This window comes from Shimia sp. CNT1-13L.2, from assembly GCF_024331145.1.
Taxonomy (GTDB): domain Bacteria; phylum Pseudomonadota; class Alphaproteobacteria; order Rhodobacterales; family Rhodobacteraceae; genus Shimia.
The window spans coordinates 89359-104949 of record NZ_JANDJO010000003.1; the positions used below are offsets into that span (position 1 = coordinate 89359).

Below are 15591 nucleotides of genomic sequence, written 5' to 3' on the forward strand. Positions count from 1 at the left end.
AACCGCGCAGCAGAATTTGACACTCCGCGCACAACTGCTTGCATATCCGTGCAAAGACGCAGTTTTCCTTTGTTTTATTGGGCTGTCCGGATAGTCTTTTGCGAAGGGAGGAACACAACATGACCGCCGGGTACACATTCTCGACGGCCACGACAGAGCCGCAGCACCGCTCCAGCAGATGGAACGCGGTGATTGCCGACGCGTATTTTCCGCTCGAGCTTCAGTTTCGTGACCCGATCCATTTCAACGGCGACCTAAGCCGCAACACCCTGGGACATGTCTGCATGTCGCGCCTTGTGTCGGATCCCCTCAGCTATGAGCGCCGCAGGGCCCACATCCGCGAGGCACGCGAAGAGGAATACCTGATCACCCTGCCGCGGGCCTCATCCGTAGAGTTCCGCCAACTGGGCCGCGAAGTGCGCTGTGATCCCGGTGGCTTCATCATCGAACGCGGGGACGAACCCTATAAGTTCCTCTATGAAAACCCCAATGACCTCTTTGTGCTCAAGGTCTCGCGCAAGGCACTGGAAGAGAGAGTGCGCCAGCCCGACCGTTTCTGCGCCCGCGTGTTCAATGCCACCTCGGGCACGGCCGGTCTGTTTTCGTCAATGGTGGATCAGGCCCAATCCATCGCCCCAACGCTCGACAGGGCCGCGTCTGAGACCATTGGCCGGCAATTGCTCGAACTCCTTGGCCTGATCTTGGAAGACGGGGCCTCCGCGGCCACCAGTTCCCTGTCGACGGTGCGCGCGGCTCATATCTCGCGCGTCGAGAAGTTCATTCGCGCCAATCTCAAGAACCCCGATCTGTCGCCGGACCTTATCGCCGAGAGTTGCGGTATCTCGAAACGCTACCTGCACGATCTCTTCAAGGATGTGAATGGCACGGTCAGCCAGCAAATCCGCGACCAACGCCTCGTCGCCGCGCGCGACCGTCTTGCCGCGACCCCCAATCTGGCGATCTCGGAACTGGCCTACCGGTTCGGATTTTCCGATCAGGCCCAGTTCTCCCGCCTGTTCAAGGCCAAGTTCGGCAGGACCCCGACCGAGTTCAAGGCCGAAACGGCAACCTCCTTTGATACACGCGGCAGTGAGAATCTGTCCTGATCATCCTACTGGTTCAGGTCGTTCAGTCGCGCTTTTCTCGCTGATGTCTCGCAAGCCCTATTGACCTCCCAAAACACCTGTTTTAGGTAGTCAGAACTTCGAGCGGGTATGGTGAAATGGTATCATAAGAGCCTTCCAAGCTTAAGGTGCGGGTTCGATTCCCGCTACCCGCTCCAAGAAATCCCTGCTTGCTCTCCTTGAATTAGAAACGTCACGTAAGGCGCTGATTTTGCGCGCTTAACTCTTGGGGTTTATCCGCCAACATCAGCCGCGGCCGCGCGGCCTGCGTTGCGACCCGAGAAAATGCAACCGCCAAGGAAGGTGCCTTCGAGGCTGCGGTAGCCGTGATAGCCGCCACCGCCAAAGCCCGAGACTTCGCCCGCTGCGTAAAGCCCCGGCATGATCTCTGCGCCACGGCCTTCGGCGCTGCGGAAACACCGCCCTCCCAGATCGGTTTCCAGACCGCCAAGCGTCTTGCGCGTCAGGATGTTCAGCTTCACGCCGATCAGCGGCCCTTTCGAGGGATCAAGAATCTTGTGCGGTTTGGCCGTGCGGATCAGCTTGTCGCCGATATAGTTCCGGAACGTCCGCAACCCCATGATCTGCTGATCCTTGGTATAGGGGTTGTCGATCTGGCGGTCCCGGTCCTCGATTTGGCGCTGTACGGTGTCGACATCCAACAACTCATTGCCGGCGATGCCGTTCATCTTGCCAATCAGCTCGGGCAGGGTGTCGGCCACTGCGAAATCCGCCCCGTGTTCCTTGAACGCCTCTACCGGCCCCGTCGCCTTGGGGCCAATGGCCCGTCCCAGTACCTGTTTCCAGTCACGCCCCGTCAGGTCGGGGTTCTGTTCTGATCCCGACAGCGCGAATTCCTTCTTGATGATCGCCTGCGTGAGGATAAACCAAGTGTAATCATGGCCGGTCTGCATGATGTGTTCCAGCGCACCAAGGCTGTCGTAGCCTGGGTAATTCGGGGCGGGCATCCGCTGGCCCGTGGCATCGAACCACATCGAAGAGGGGCCGGGCAGGATGCGAATGGCGTGATCCGGCCAGATTGGATCCCAGTTGCGCACCCCTTCCACATAGTGCCACATCCGGTCGCGGTTGATGATGTTGGCGCCGGCGTTTTCGGAAATCCCGAGCATCCGGCCATCGACATGCGCGGGCACCCCCTTGATCATATGTGCAGGCGGCGGGCCAAGCCGCTTGGGCCAGCTTTGACGCACCAGATCAAGGTTGCCGCCAATCCCGCCCGAGCAGACAATCACCGCAGGCGCGCGCAGCTCGAAACTGCCGGTCACGTCGCGGTTGCTTTCTTCGCCGCGTGGCCGGGCATCTGGCGCGAGGATCGAGCCCGAGACGCCAACACATGATCCGTTTTCGACAATAATATCATCCACTTGATGGCGGAATCTGAAGTCTATCTTTCCCTCGGCCGCCATCGCCCGTGCGCGGGTTTCGAACACCTCGACAATGCCCGGTCCGGTGCCCCATGTGATATGAAACCGCGGCACTGAGTTGCCGTTCTTCGAGGCATCAATACCGCCCCGTTCCGCCCAGCCGACCACCGGAAAGATCCGGTGCCCCATGCCCCGCAGCCAATCGCGTTTTTCCCCGGCGGCAAACTCGACATAGGCGCGGGCCCATATCTGCGGCCAGTGATCTTCGTCGCGGTCGAAACCGGCCGTACCCTGCCAATCCTGCCAGGCGAGATCAAAGCCGTCCTTCACGCCAAGGCGGCGCTGTTCCGGGGTGTCCACCATGAAAAGGCCCCCCAGCGACCAGAAGGCCTGGCCGCCCAAATTGGCCTCGCTTTCCTGTTCAAGTACGATAACACGCCGCCCTGCATCCGCCGCTTCAGTTGCGGCCACGAGCCCGGCCAATCCCCCGCCAACGACAATCACATCTGCCTGCTGCGCCATGCGTCCCTCCCCGAAAACATGTGCTTTGAGGAAGTATTGTCGCCTTTTTTCACCCTGACAACGCAAGCGCGCAGTAAACGCCACGTCAACCAACCGCCTTGCGCGCGCCCGGCTAGCCCACCTCGCGCATCTGTTGTGCCGCGTCGCGAACGACTTCCGCGATCTCGGCAAGTTGCGAGGCAAGGGGGCTGGTCTTGCGCCATATCATGCCAACCGTGCGCGACGGACGCGGAGCAGGGAAGTAATCAATGCTGACATCGGCCGAACGCGTTTCGATCGGCACCGCCATTTCCGGGATCAGCGTGACACCGATCCCCGATCCGACCATCTGCACCAGCGTCGACAGCGAACTGCCATCCAGCCCGTCGCGGGGCACCGCGCTTTGCACGCTACAGAACGACAGCGCCTGATCGCGGAAACAATGCCCTTCCTCAAGCAGCAAGAGCTTCATTTCCTTGAGCTTTGCGGCATCCGGGATCGGCTTGTCCGCATCCCCGTCGGGCCGCACCAGAACGAACTCTTCCTCGAACAGGGCCACTTCGGTCAGATGCGGCTCCGAAACCGGAAGCGCGACGATGGCGGTGTCAATCCGCCCCTCCGAAAGATCCGCCAGAAGCTTTGAGGTCAGCGTTTCGCGCACGTGGATATCCAACCCCTCGTGGCGCTTGGTCAACTCGCGGATCACCGCCGGCAAGATATAGGGCGCGATGGTCGGAATGACCCCGATTCTCAGCCGCCCGGCAAGCCCCGTACGGGCTGCGCGCGCCATTTCGCCGACTTCATCCACCGCCCGCAGGATATCGCGGATACGCTCCTGAAGGTCTTCGCCAAAGGTTGTCAGCCGCACCTTGCGGGCGCTGCGTTCAAACAAGGGGAGCCCAAGGGTTTCCTCCAACTCCTTGATTTGCAGGGATAATGCGGGCTGGGAAATGGCACAAGCATCGGCGGCGCGGCCAAAATGCCCGTGTTCGGCAAGCGCCTTGAAATAGCGCAGCTGGCGGAGGGTGAGATTCATCATAAGAAATACCTATCGTTCCGATCAGAAAATGCAACTTCTTCAAATCAAAACCCTTTGCTAGCCTCAAACCATCGAGGTTGAAAGGGAGGTCAGCCTCAGGCCCCGGCATCTGCCGACGGCCTGTTTTTTCCTCCGCAAGACCTACATTTCCCGTGACCCACGCGTCACATCCATAGCCAGATCGGAGAGCCCCATGGACGGAAACAACATCGGCAAATGCCCAGTCATGCATTCGCACAGCACCCACGCAACGCGCACCAACAGCGATTGGTGGCCGAACCAGCTTAACCTGTCGATCCTGCATCAGAATTCCTCCAAGTCCGATCCGATGGGCACGGATTTCGACTATGCCACCGCGTTCAAATCGCTGGATTTTAAGGCGCTCAAGCAAGACCTCTATGCCCTGATGACCGACAGTCAGGACTGGTGGCCGGCTGACTATGGCCATTACGGCGGCCTATTCATCCGTATGGCGTGGCACAGCGCGGGCACCTACCGTATGGGCGACGGTCGTGGCGGTGGCGGCACCGGCCAGCAACGCTTTGCGCCGCTCAACTCCTGGCCGGACAACGGCAACCTCGACAAGGCACGCCGTCTTCTGTGGCCGATCAAGAAAAAGTACGGCAACAAGATTTCCTGGGCTGACCTGATGATCCTTGCCGGCAACTGTGCCATTGAATCCATGGGCGGGCGCACCTTCGGCTTTGGCGGCGGTCGTGCCGATGTCTGGGAGCCGGAAGAAGACGTCAACTGGGGCTCGGAAGCCGAATGGCTGGCCGAGAACCGCTATACCGGCGAACGTCAGCTGGATAACCCGCTGGCCGCCGTGCAGATGGGCCTGATCTACGTGAACCCCGAAGGCCCCAATGGTGAGCCGAACATCCTCGCCTCGGGCGAAGACATCCGCGACACCTTTGGCCGCATGGGCATGAACGACGAGGAAACCGTGGCGCTGGTCGCGGGCGGCCACACTTTCGGCAAGGCGCACGGGGCAGGGGATCCCGCACTGGTCGGGCCGGAACCCGAAGCGGCCCCGATCGAGGCGATGGGTCTTGGCTGGATCAACGCGCATGGCTCGGGTAAGGGCGGTGACACCACCACCTCCGGCATCGAGGGCGCATGGACGGCCAACCCGATCAAATGGGACAACGGCTATTTCGACCTGCTGTTTGGCTATGATTGGAACCTCACCAAGTCGCCCGCCGGCGCATGGATCTGGGAACCGGTCGGTGTGCCCGAAGAGCACATGGCCCCCGCCGCGCATGACCCGAGCCAGAAGGTCAAGACCATGATGACCACCGCCGACATGGCGATGCGCATGGACCCGATCTACGGTCCGATCTCCAAGCGGTTCCACGAAAACCCCGAGGAATTTGCCGAGGCCTTTGCCCGCGCCTGGTACAAGCTGACCCACCGCGACATGGGCCCCAAATCCCGTTACCTGGGCGAGGAAGTGCCGAGCGAAGACCTCGCATGGCAGGATCCGATCCCGGCTGGCACGGCTCTTAGCGACGATCAGGTGGCCGACATCAAGGCGCGCATTCTGGCAACCGGTCTCTCGGTTTCGGAGCTGGTCTCGACCGCGTGGAACTCGGCCGCAACCTACCGTGGTTCGGATCACCGTGGCGGCGCGAACGGTGGCCGCATCCGCCTTGCACCGCAAAACGGCTGGGCCTCGAACGAGCCCGAAGCCCTGTCCAAGGTTCTGGCCGCGCTGGAAGGCGTTCAGAACGATGTCGGCGGGTCGGTGTCGATGGCAGACCTGATCGTGCTGGGCGGTGCTGCGGCAATCGAGAAGGCCGCCAAGGACGCAGGCCATGATGTCACCGTTCCGGTCAGCACCGGACGCGGCGATGCGACAGCAGATCAGACCGACGAGGCCGGCATTGCCTATCTCGAACCGGTGGCCGACGGGTTCCGCAACTACCAGAAGGCCCAGTATTCGGTATCGCCCGAAGAACTGCTGGTGGATCGCGCCCAATTGATGACGCTGACCGCGCCGGAAATGACCGTCCTGATCGGTGGCATGCGTGCCCTTGGTGCCAACCACGGCAACAGCGCCCATGGCGTCTTCACCGATCGTCCGGGCGTTCTGTCGACCGACTACTTCGTGAACCTCCTCGACATGGGCACCACCTGGACGCCCTCGTCGGAAGAGGGCATCTACGAAGGCCGCGACCGCGCCAGCGGCGATGCGAAATGGACCGCCACACGCGTTGACCTCGTGTTCGGCTCCAACTCACAACTGCGCGCCATCGCCGAGGTCTATGCGCAAGACGACTCCGCAGGCGATTTCGTCAAGGACTTCGTCGCCGCCTGGACCAAGGTCATGGACGCCGACCGCTACGACCTGTCGTAATCCGCTCAGGTCCATTCCCTGATCCCGAAAGGCGCGAGGCACTCCCTCGCGCCTTTTTTGCGGTCAACTGCACGCGCAGCGAATCTCTCAACCCGATCCTGCACCCGAAACCACCGCTCGAAGGGCACAACCAAGACCTTTCCACTGCGTCCCCCGCCTGTTGCACCCCCCATTTCCGACATGGCCCGCCTCGCCACCGACGGCCGTTTCGGACAGGCTGACTTTTTGACCTTCGGACCTTCTTTCAGGCATGGTCATTTTGTCCAAAGTGGATACCAGTATGATTTTTGTCGTTTTTCCGCCCGAGTCTTCGTGATTTTGTGCGGCAAAACGGCGGCGCAGCATGGGCGAGGGAGGCCAGTAAAAGACATGACGGATTTGTGGGACGGACTGTCCCGTGCCTTCTTTCTGCTCGTGTCCCTCGACGCCGATCTCGTCGAGATCACCCTGCGTTCGCTCAGGGTGACGCTGACCGCTTTGCTGATCGCCTCCCTGATCGCCTTGCCCTTCGGGGCGCTTTTGGCCGTACGCCGCTTTCGCTTCCGCCGCACCACGATTGCCGTCCTGAACGCCCTGATGGGGCTGCCGCCGGTGGTGGTTGGCCTGATCGTCTATGTCTTCCTAAGCCGCTCTGGCCCCTTTGGTGTCTTCGGACTGCTGTTCACGCCCACGGCGATGATCATCGCTCAGATCATCATCATCGTGCCGCTGATCGCCTCGATCGCGCATCAGGCCCTGCGCGAACTCTGGTCCGACTACCACGATCTCCTGATCTCGATGAACACCACCCACATCCAGCGCATCCAGACGCTGCTGTGGGATGGCCGCCGCGCGCTCCTGACCGCCGCGCTGGCCGGTTTCGGCCGCGCCATTGGCGAAGTCGGCGCGATCATGGTGGTGGGTGGCAACATCGACCACCACACCCGCGTGCTGACAACCGCCATCGCGCTGGAAACCGGTAAGGGTGAATTCGCCATGGCACTGGCGCTTGGCTTTATCTTGATCGGCCTCGCCATCCTCGTGAACATCGCCATCCACTGGCTGACCCAGACCGAACGGGAGGGCCGCTGGTGAGCGATCTCTTCCCCCTCAAGGTCGAACAGGCCGTCTCGCGCAGGCGCGGCAAGGTGCTGGTCGGTCCGGTTGACCTGACCCTAAAGGCCCGCGGCACCACCGTCGTGATCGGCCCCAATGGCGCGGGCAAGACATCGCTGCTGCGCATGCTGCATGGCATCGCCCGCCTTAACGCCGGCAAAATCACTTGGAACTGCCCCCAGGACGAGGCACAGCGCCGACAGTCCTTTGTGTTCCAAACCCCGGTCATGCTGCGCCGCTCGGTGCGCGACAACCTCGCCTATCCCCTGCGTGTCCTGGGCACACCCCGCGCGGATGCCTTGCAACAGGCCGACGACTGGGCCGAACGCGTGGGCCTTGGCTATGCAGTCAATCGCCCCGCCACGGTTCTCTCCGGCGGCGAACGCCAGAAACTTGCCATCGGCCGCGCCCTGATCCGCAGCCCGGACGTGCTGTTCCTTGATGAACCCTGTTCCTCGCTCGATGGCCGCGCCACCCGCGAAATCGAAGACATCCTGCAAAAGGCCGCCGCATCCGGCACCCGCCTGATCATGTCGACCCATGACATGGGACAGGCCCGCAGGCTCGCCTCCGAGGTGCTGTTCATCCTGGGCGGCAAGGTTCACGAATTCGGACCCGCAACACCATTTTTCGAAGGGCCGCAAACCGCACAGGCCCGCGCATTCCTAAGAGGAGACATTGTCGAATGAAACGAGCGATCCTGGGGGCAGTCGCTGCACTTGCCCTGTCGACGGCTGCCCTGGCAGAGGACATGAAGATGGCCGTCACCACCTCGTTCCACAACTCCGGCCTGTCCGACATCCTGCTGCCTGCGATCAAGCAAGACCTTGGTCTCGAGGTGCAGCTGCTGGTTGTCGGCACCGGTCAGGCCATCCGTCTGGGTGAGGCGGGCGACGTGGACGCCATCCTCGTCCACTCCCGCAAGGCCGAGGACAAGTTCCTCGCCGGCGGCTACGGCACGCACCGCCGCGAGATCATGTACAACGATTTCGTCTTTATCGGTCCCAAGTCGGACGAGGCCGCAATCGCAACCGCCACCGCCGCCACCGACGCCTTGCAAAAGATCGCAGGCGCCAAGGCCCCCTTCGTCAGCCGCGGCGACGACAGCGGCACCCACAAGAAGGAACTGAGCCTCTGGTCGACCGCCGGTCTTGATGCGGCTGCCTTTGACGGCTGGTACAACGCCGTCGGCGCAGGCATGGGCGCGGCGCTCAACACCGCGTCGGGGATGAACGCCTATATCATGTCCGACCGTGCAAGCTGGCTCAACTTCGGCAACAAGGGCGATCTGGCGCTGCTCTATTCCGGCGATCCGGTGCTGTTCAACCAATACGCCTACCTGCCGGTCAATCCCGCGAAACACCCGCATGTGAAAACCGAACTGGCGGCGAAACTCGAAGGCTGGCTGGTCTCGGACAAGGCCAAGGCGCTGATCAACGCCTATACCATCAACGGTGAGACACTCTTTGTCTTCAACGCCAAGCCATGAGCGCAAATCTAAAATTCCCCAAAAGGCCCGGAGCTTCCCCTCCGGGCCTTTTTCATTGGCAAGAACAGGCCCGGCACCAAATCCCTTTTGATTCATCCCGTTTCGGATAGACTTTCCCGAACGTCCGGCGCGTGGATGGGAGGCAAGCTGTGAGAGGGTGGCTGCGAGCACACTTCAGGGGCAGGCAGGGCACGCTTGCCCTGCTGTGCAACACCATTGGCCTATCTCTCGCCGCAACCCTGCTGTCACATCATCTTGGCCTACTTTACGCGGTGATCGTCACAAGCGCGCTTTGTCTCCAGGTGTTTTGGCAAGTGATCGGGGCCTTCCGGTTCGGCGACAGGCACGCCCGCGACAACCACATGGGGTTGGCGTGGCTTGGCTATGGCTCGATCACGATCGTGTTGGCCCTGCTGCTGGTCACACTGCCGGGGGTGTGGCTTGAAAAACCGGCTGTCGATCTCACACCGCACGACACGCGCGTCCGCGTCGAAGCGCACGAAGATCACCTCCTGATCAAGGGACAGATCGACTATCGCACCCTGTCCCAGTTGCGCACGGCCATTGCCGACCATCCTGCCGTTCCCATCTGGCTCGACAGCACCGGTGGGCATGTCATCGCTGCGCGGGTGATCGCAACGGTGATCGAGGCCGAACAGCGCGACACCCACGTGCCCGAACGCTGCCTGTCTGCCTGCACGATGGTGCTTGCCGGAGGCGCTCACCGCTCTGCCGCGCCGGATGCGGTGATAGGCTTTCACAGCTACCGTTTCGACCATGACATGCGCGTCGAAACCCTGAATGTCGCCGAACAGGAAGCCAAGGATCAGGCCTATCTGATTGCCCGCGGCATCGACCCGACCTTTGTCCGCCGGATCTACGAAACCCCGCCCGACAAGATGTGGCACCCCACCCGGCAGGAGATGCAGGCGGCGGGAGTCTTGAGTGCTCCTCAATGACTGTCCCGCAGGGTCGTTAACACTTTCCCGCTCGTCGGTCGCCGCACCTCCGCAATACCGACGTAATACCGACGTGATACCGACAGGCGTTTTGGCGTTAACCTATTCGTCCAATGAGCCATGCACGGCGAACTGTTCCAGCCCGGCATCCTGCGGCTGGATCACACGGTAAGCCTCGCGCACACCGGCCTCCGACAATTCACGCGCCACGGTCAGCAGGGTATTGGCCTCGTGCTCGTCACACAGGTCTGCCATTTGGGAAATCTCTTCCGCCGCTACGGGACGCGCGGCCTCTAGGCTTGGTGCGCCGTAATAGTCCACGAAATGCTGTGCCAGAAGATCGGTCAAGGTGTTGACTTCAAAGGGTTCTATCTCGGTCACGGCGACAAAGGTCACACGCCCCGACGTCTCAAGCCCGAACCAGCCGTTGGCAAAGGCCTGGCGGGCCTTGCCGCTGAGGTCCGCCTCGCTCCAGTTCGAGAACTCGAAGCCCCCCGAGATGCACCACTCGCCGGTGCGGGCCGATACCGCGAACACCCGGCTGTCGCTCTCGTCAAAATGAATGGCCCGTGCCAGCTTCATCGCCCATCCTCCAGAAGTTCTGTCAATGAAATCATAGTGGTATCTTCGTCCTGTCGCAGCAGCATGCCAAAGCGTTCATCGACCCCAAGGAAGGTGCCCGCATTGCCCATGATCTCGATCTCTTCGCCCATGCCATGCGCCAACCCGCGCCACTCGGCGTGCAGGGGTTTTACCCCTTCGTCTTCCCAGCGGGTGATCCAGTTCAACGTATGCCGCGCAAAGCTTTCCAACAGGGCAGGGGCCTCGACATCGGCACAGCCCTCGGCATAAAGCGCGGTGTCATCCGGTGTCGTCCCCGGATCGTCACTCGCCGGCCAGAGCGGCAGCTCAAGCCCCACGACCAGCCAGTCGGGGACCTCATCCGCCCCCCCCGTCGACGCCGCCACCCGCAAGCGTCCACACCGTGCCCCGTTGATCCGCAGACCACCACCCCATTCAAGGTGGACCGCCACCTCTGGCGGCGCAAGCGCCCCAAGCGCGTTCTGAAACCCCACCCCGCAGGTCGGCAGCATGGCCATCGCATCCTGCAACGGCACCTCTGGCGCAAACACCAACGCCGCGCGCAGCGTGTCGCTGCCCAAGGCATAAACCACCATCCCGGCATCACAGCCAAGCGCTGCCTTCATGCAGGCCGTCTGGAACGGATCTTCCGATCCCGACACCTCGTGACCCGCCATCAATGGTGGAAAAATCACCTCGTTCATACCTGTCCCTTCGCAATAAGCCCTTGAGCAACCTCGCGGAATCCCGCCGCCTGGGCGCTGTCCGGTTCCGAGACCACAATGGGCGCGCCGCCATCTGCGGCCATGCGAATTTTAAGGTGTAGCGGGATTTCCGCAAGCAGCGGAACCTCCATTTTTTCGGCTTCCAAGGCCACGCCGCCATGCCCGAAAACATGCTCTTCATGCCCGCAGTTCGAACAGATATGCGTCGACATGTTCTCGATCATGCCAAGGATCGGCACGTTCAGCTGGCGGAACATATCGATTCCCTTGCGGGCATCAATCAACGCCACATCCTGCGGGGTCGAGACCACGATGGCGCCGTCCACCTCGGCCTTCTGGGCCAGCGTCATCTGCACGTCGCCGGTGCCCGGCGGCAGGTCCACCAGCAAGACGTCAAGCGCCCCCCATTGCACCTGCATCATCATCTGTTGCAAGGCCCCCATCAGCATCGGCCCACGCCAGACCACCGCCTGATCATCGTTGGTCATCAGGCCAATCGACATCATCGTGACGCCGTGGTTGCGCATCGGCAGGATGGTTTTGCCATCCGGGCTCGACGGACGCCCCGACACGCCCAGCATGCGCGGCTGGCTTGGCCCATAGACATCCGCATCCAGCAAGCCAACCCGCTTGCCCTCCGCCGCCAGCGCACAGGCGAGGTTGGCCGAAACGGTCGATTTACCAACGCCGCCCTTGCCACTGGCAATCGCGATGATCTTGGCAACTCCGGGGATTTTCTCGGGGCCCTGCGGTTTGGGCCGCGCCCCCATCTTCAGGTCGGGTGGGGCCGGCTGGGCGCTGTGGCCGGTCATCACGATCGAGACCTCCTCCACGCCATCCAACTCGCGAAGGGCCGTTTCGGCCGCCGCCTGGATCGCCGCGTAACCTTCTGCCTTGGCGGGGTCGATCTCAAGCACGAACCGCACCGTGCCGCCGTCGACGTTCAAGGCCCGCATGACACCGTTCGACACGATATCCCCGCTGCCCGACAAATCGGCGATCCCTTTCAGAACCTCAAGAACCGCTTCTCGCGTTGCTGCCACCTTCGTCACTCCTGTCCCTTGATCGTGCCGGTCACCACATGCTCCATGTCCAGCCCGTCAATCGTGATGACGGCCTTGGCGGTGAACTCTTTTCCAGCGGTCTCCGCGCCGCGCATGGCCTCTTCAATCGCCTGCTGGGAGGTGACCCCAACCTGCTTCAGAAACTTGCGCATCGACATGTTGAAATCATCGCTCATCCGAGCCTCTCCTTTTTGAGTTGTTGACGAAACGGGCCGTGTGTTTTTACCATTTTCCATGCGCGCCCTTCTGAAAATATGGTTCTTTGTTGCTGTCATTTGCGTCACCTTCGCGATTCAAGTGTCTGCAAATGAACGGCAATTCCGCCTGTCCGCTCCGGCCGATCTGGTCGAAAGCGGGGTGTTGAAATACCTGCTGCCGCGCTTCTCTCTCAAGACCCAGGTGCGTATCGAACTGGTGGAACCGGGCGAAACCTCTGCGGTTTCTCTCGGAACCGAAGGCACGCCGGTGTTCAACGGATTGGGGCGAAACTGGGCGGCGCAATTGAACAATCCCGACCACGTGGGCGCACGCCGCTTTGTCGATTGGATGCGCTCGGACGTGGGCCAGCGCACGATCACGTCTTTCACCGTTGATGGCGCGTCGCCCTTCACCCTGCCAAAGGCCGAGGCGCAGGTTGTAGCCGCTGTGTCTTTTGACGGAGACGCCGAGGCCGGGCAGGTGCTTTCCCTGCAAATGTGTGGTCGCTGCCACGTGGTGAGCGATGCCAACCGGATGAACGCCATCGGCTCGACACCCTCGTTTTTCGCCCTGCGCACGCTGTCGGATTGGGACGAACGGTTTACTGCGTTCTACGCCCTCAACCCGCATCCTTCCTTCACGCAGGTTGCAGAGATCACGCCCCCCTTTGCCGACGACAGGCCATCCCCGATCGTGCCGATAGAAATGACCCTCGCTGACCTCGAGGCGATCCTGTCCTACGTGGCGCTGCTTGAGCCCGCCAACCTTGGTGCCCCCCTGCAACATCAATGATCCCGGCGCTTGCTGAGGTAGTCCGCGGTGGTGCGTGGTGCAGGGCGATCCCCTGCGGCGAAGGGGTTGTTTTTCGAATGGAATTGGGCATTCACCCGACAGTCATCGCACATCTGGATCATGCGGATGGCTTCGGGATTCTGGAACATACCGTGATTGCCCGCCAGTTTCTCGGTGATCTTGTCGATGGTCGACTTGACCCCGAACAGGGTGCCGCACTCGACACAGGCGAAAGGCTCTTCCTCGTTCAGCACCACCTGTTCCAGCGCGGTGTTCTCGAGGTTCATGCGCGGCTCATAGGTGATGGCGTCCTCGGGACAGACATTCGCGCACAACCCACATTGCAAGCAGGCATCTTCCTGAAAACGCAGCTGCGGCAGGTCGGGATTGTCGCCAAGCGCCCCGGATGGGCAGAGCGAGATGCACGACAGGCACAGGGTGCAACTGTCGGTGTCCACGAGAACCGCGCCATAAGGCGCGCCTTCGGGCAGGGCAATCTGTGCCTGATCCGGGTTCAGAGCCTTGGTCGCGGTGCGGGTCACCTGTCTGCGGGTCCCCATCGGGCGCACCGGTACGGCAATCGGCTGGTTGTCCGTGCCTTCAAACAGCATTCCTGACAGCGCGTCCGGGTCCATCGTGTCGATCAAGGCGACGCCCGAACCGGCTAGCGCCCCCGCCAGATCGGCCTGCTCCTGCATGACCTCGCGGTCGGTCTTGGGCGCGAGGAGGACGGACACATCCGCAAACCCTGCGGCAAGGGCCGCAACCATTTCGGCGTGACCAAAGGTGTTCAGGGCGTCCACCTCAAGCGGAATGACATTGGCGGGCAGGCCATCGCCAAAACGGGCGGACAGGCGGATCATCTCGCTGCCGTGATCATCAACCACCAAAAGGCGCGGCTGGCTGCCACCCGCTTCGAGATAGCTCTTGGCAAGTGTCTGAACGCGGCGGAACAGGATGTCGGGGGCAGGGGCGTCATAGCTGATCGCACCGGACGGACAGAGCGAAGAACAGGCACCGCAGCCCGCACAGATCATCGGATCAATGCTGACGTGATCGCCATTGGGTGTGATCGCCCCCGTCGGGCAGGCGTCCAGACACCGGCTACACCCTGTCTGGCTGGCCCGCGAATGGGCACAGAGCAGGGGCTCCGCCTTGACATACAGGGGTTTTTCAAAGGTCCCGACAAATTGCGAGGCCTCGAGAATGGCATCCGCGACCGCAGGGATGCTGCCCGGATCTGCCCAGAGATAACCTTCGCGTTTCTCTGGCGCGGGAAACAGCGGGGTTTCGCCGCGCAAATCAAGGATCAGATCGCATTGGGACAGGCCGCCATCGCGCGGGTCCGTGAACTGCATGGCACCGCGGCCACCGGGAATGCCCTGGCGCAACGCGTCGATCCGGACCTCGAACTGCCCAAGCGACCCGCGCGCTGACCTGAGATCGCCGACAACGACATCATAGGCCCGCGACGTCACCTGTCCCGGCTGGCTGTCCAGAAGCACGGTAACGGTCAGCAGGTCCTTGAGCTTTTCCGCCGCCGCAATTGCCACGTCTTCGGTGCCGAGGATCAGGCAGATCCCCTCGGAAATCACGTCGACCGTCTTGGCCCCCCCTTGCGGAAGGCTGGCCTCGGCCACAAGCGCGGCCATTTTGGGTAGTTTCGGGGCCGCGTCGGTCGACCATCCGGCCCGATCGCGCAGGTCAAGAAGCGCCGGTGCGGGGGCGTCTATCTCGTCTGCGAGGGCGGTGAAAAACGCCTGTTCCTGTCCGCAACAAATTATTGCCTCACCCGTGGAAATCGCCTCGGCTGCGGCCTGAACTTCGCTGGTGCAAAGTCCAGTGTGCACCTTTGAACATGCCAGTCTGGTCGTGGCCTCAAGGCCTGCCGCATCGATGGTTTGTGATCCTGAACAATCACACAAAATCAATGTCTTAGGCATGTTTTTCCTCGCTGGTTTTTGCCGGATATTCGGCGATTTCTGGCTGGATTTCCCTATCCAACTAGGCATGATTCCCGCAGGTCGTAAACCAGTTTTCTGCTGTCCTCCCGTGCTTGGAATCGCCGAATCAGAGCCGTTGATTCTCGTCAAAACGGCCATGTCGGTTTTCTGATAAAATTAGTCGGATTGGACATTTCGTCCCCCGACACACCCCGCTCCCCTCCGGTCTGCCCAATTTGTCCCGAAGCGTTGAAAACCCGCTCAAGACCCTTTGCCCAGCCATGTCCCTACGGCACCTTTGACTGAGAGCATCACGAGAGGACTTTGGGAGGCGTG

15 protein-coding genes and 1 tRNA gene are annotated in these 15591 nt (G+C 61.6%); 9 read left to right on the forward strand and 7 right to left on the reverse strand.

Annotation, left to right across the window (positions count from 1 at the left end):
* Positions 1 to 119 precede the first annotated feature (119 nt).
* Positions 120 to 1106 carry a helix-turn-helix domain-containing protein gene (locus NNA36_RS07250; protein ID WP_255105768.1) on the forward strand — a complete coding sequence of 329 codons (987 nt, stop codon included), beginning with the start codon at positions 120 to 122 and terminating at the stop codon, positions 1104 to 1106.
* Between the two features lie 102 nt (positions 1107 to 1208).
* Positions 1209 to 1282 (forward strand) — tRNA-Gly (locus NNA36_RS07255).
* A 75-nt stretch (positions 1283 to 1357) separates the two neighbouring features.
* Here the strand turns inward: NNA36_RS07255 and NNA36_RS07260 are convergent.
* Positions 1358 to 3031 carry an FAD-binding dehydrogenase gene (locus NNA36_RS07260; protein WP_255105771.1) on the reverse strand — a complete coding sequence of 558 codons (1674 nt, stop codon included), beginning with the start codon at positions 3029 to 3031 and terminating at the stop codon, positions 1358 to 1360.
* Between the two features lie 112 nt (positions 3032 to 3143).
* Entirely contained in the window at positions 3144 to 4049 is a 906-nt protein-coding gene (locus tag NNA36_RS07265) for a LysR substrate-binding domain-containing protein (protein WP_255105773.1), read from the reverse strand.
* A gap of 193 nt (positions 4050 to 4242) precedes the next feature.
* On the opposite strand from NNA36_RS07265, the gene katG reads away from it, so the two are divergent.
* From katG to NNA36_RS07290, 5 genes are all read left to right on the forward strand, one after another.
* Complete coding sequence (gene katG, locus NNA36_RS07270) at positions 4243 to 6408, forward strand: catalase/peroxidase HPI (protein ID WP_255105775.1); 2166 nt, start codon at positions 4243 to 4245, stop codon at positions 6406 to 6408.
* 369 nt (positions 6409 to 6777) lie between these two features.
* A complete protein-coding gene (locus NNA36_RS07275; RefSeq protein ID WP_255105777.1) occupies positions 6778 to 7482 on the forward strand; it encodes an ABC transporter permease in 705 nt (234 codons plus the stop codon).
* Positions 7479 to 8192 carry an ATP-binding cassette domain-containing protein gene (locus NNA36_RS07280; protein WP_255105779.1) on the forward strand — a complete coding sequence of 238 codons (714 nt, stop codon included), beginning with the start codon at positions 7479 to 7481 and terminating at the stop codon, positions 8190 to 8192. The genes NNA36_RS07275 and NNA36_RS07280 overlap by 4 nt, the downstream gene beginning before the upstream one ends.
* Positions 8189 to 8992: a substrate-binding domain-containing protein gene (locus NNA36_RS07285; protein WP_255105781.1), complete on the forward strand. Its 804-nt coding sequence runs from the start codon at positions 8189 to 8191 to the stop codon at positions 8990 to 8992. Before NNA36_RS07280 ends, NNA36_RS07285 begins: the two co-directional genes overlap by 4 nt.
* Positions 8993 to 9141: 149 nt before the next feature.
* Positions 9142 to 9951, forward strand: coding sequence for a hypothetical protein (locus NNA36_RS07290; RefSeq protein WP_255105783.1), 810 nt, complete (start codon positions 9142 to 9144; stop codon positions 9949 to 9951).
* Positions 9952 to 10053: 102 nt separating this feature from the next.
* On the opposite strand, the gene NNA36_RS07295 is transcribed toward NNA36_RS07290, so the two are convergent.
* Genes NNA36_RS07295 through NNA36_RS07310 form a run of 4 tightly spaced genes read right to left on the reverse strand, consistent with a single transcriptional unit; the run spans position 10054 to position 12498 of the window.
* Positions 10054 to 10533, reverse strand: a complete 480-nt coding sequence (locus tag NNA36_RS07295; RefSeq protein WP_255105785.1) for a DUF6505 family protein — start codon at positions 10531 to 10533, stop codon at positions 10054 to 10056.
* Positions 10530 to 11237, reverse strand: coding sequence for a biotin/lipoate--protein ligase family protein (locus tag NNA36_RS07300; protein WP_255105788.1), 708 nt, complete (start codon positions 11235 to 11237; stop codon positions 10530 to 10532). Before NNA36_RS07300 ends, NNA36_RS07295 begins: the two co-directional genes overlap by 4 nt.
* The gene (gene apbC / locus NNA36_RS07305; protein WP_255105790.1) at positions 11234 to 12301 is read right to left on the reverse strand and encodes an iron-sulfur cluster carrier protein ApbC; all 1068 of its coding nucleotides are present in this window, start codon (positions 12299 to 12301) and stop codon (positions 11234 to 11236) included. The genes NNA36_RS07300 and apbC overlap by 4 nt, the downstream gene beginning before the upstream one ends.
* A gap of 5 nt (positions 12302 to 12306) precedes the next feature.
* Positions 12307 to 12498 (reverse strand): DUF6494 family protein, encoded by a 192-nt coding sequence (locus tag NNA36_RS07310; protein ID WP_255105791.1) that lies wholly within the window; start codon positions 12496 to 12498, stop codon positions 12307 to 12309.
* A 121-nt stretch (positions 12499 to 12619) separates the two neighbouring features.
* Here NNA36_RS07310 and NNA36_RS07315 point away from each other — a divergent pair, with 121 nt between their 5' ends.
* The gene (locus NNA36_RS07315) at positions 12620 to 13312 is read left to right on the forward strand and encodes a hypothetical protein (protein ID WP_255105793.1); all 693 of its coding nucleotides are present in this window, start codon (positions 12620 to 12622) and stop codon (positions 13310 to 13312) included.
* Here NNA36_RS07315 and NNA36_RS07320 read toward each other — a convergent pair.
* Positions 13306 to 15255, reverse strand: coding sequence for a 4Fe-4S binding protein (locus NNA36_RS07320; RefSeq protein ID WP_255105795.1), 1950 nt, complete (start codon positions 15253 to 15255; stop codon positions 13306 to 13308). The genes NNA36_RS07315 and NNA36_RS07320 overlap by 7 nt on opposite strands.
* On the opposite strand from NNA36_RS07320, the gene NNA36_RS07325 reads away from it, so the two are divergent.
* Positions 15155 to 15427 (forward strand): hypothetical protein, encoded by a 273-nt coding sequence (locus NNA36_RS07325; protein WP_255106846.1) that lies wholly within the window; start codon positions 15155 to 15157, stop codon positions 15425 to 15427. The genes NNA36_RS07320 and NNA36_RS07325 overlap by 101 nt on opposite strands.
* Positions 15428 to 15591 lie beyond the last annotated feature (164 nt).

Excerpts from the sequence above, each read along its gene's own strand:
- NNA36_RS07265 (WP_255105773.1), bottom strand. The coding sequence starts at position 4,049 with ATGATGAATCTCACCCTCCGCCAGCTGCGCTATTTCAAGGCGCTTGCC.
- NNA36_RS07285 (WP_255105781.1), top strand. The coding sequence starts at position 8,189 with ATGAAACGAGCGATCCTGGGGGCAGTCGCTGCACTTGCCCTGTCGACG.
- NNA36_RS07320 (WP_255105795.1), bottom strand. The coding sequence starts at position 15,255 with ATGCCTAAGACATTGATTTTGTGTGATTGTTCAGGATCACAAACCATC.
- NNA36_RS07295 (WP_255105785.1), bottom strand. The coding sequence starts at position 10,533 with ATGAAGCTGGCACGGGCCATTCATTTTGACGAGAGCGACAGCCGGGTG.
- NNA36_RS07275 (WP_255105777.1), top strand. The coding sequence starts at position 6,778 with ATGACGGATTTGTGGGACGGACTGTCCCGTGCCTTCTTTCTGCTCGTG.
- NNA36_RS07260 (WP_255105771.1), bottom strand. The coding sequence starts at position 3,031 with ATGGCGCAGCAGGCAGATGTGATTGTCGTTGGCGGGGGATTGGCCGGG.
- NNA36_RS07310 (WP_255105791.1), bottom strand. The coding sequence starts at position 12,498 with ATGAGCGATGATTTCAACATGTCGATGCGCAAGTTTCTGAAGCAGGTT.
- NNA36_RS07300 (WP_255105788.1), bottom strand. The coding sequence starts at position 11,237 with ATGAACGAGGTGATTTTTCCACCATTGATGGCGGGTCACGAGGTGTCG.
- NNA36_RS07250 (WP_255105768.1), top strand. The coding sequence starts at position 120 with ATGACCGCCGGGTACACATTCTCGACGGCCACGACAGAGCCGCAGCAC.
- katG (WP_255105775.1), top strand. The coding sequence starts at position 4,243 with ATGGACGGAAACAACATCGGCAAATGCCCAGTCATGCATTCGCACAGC.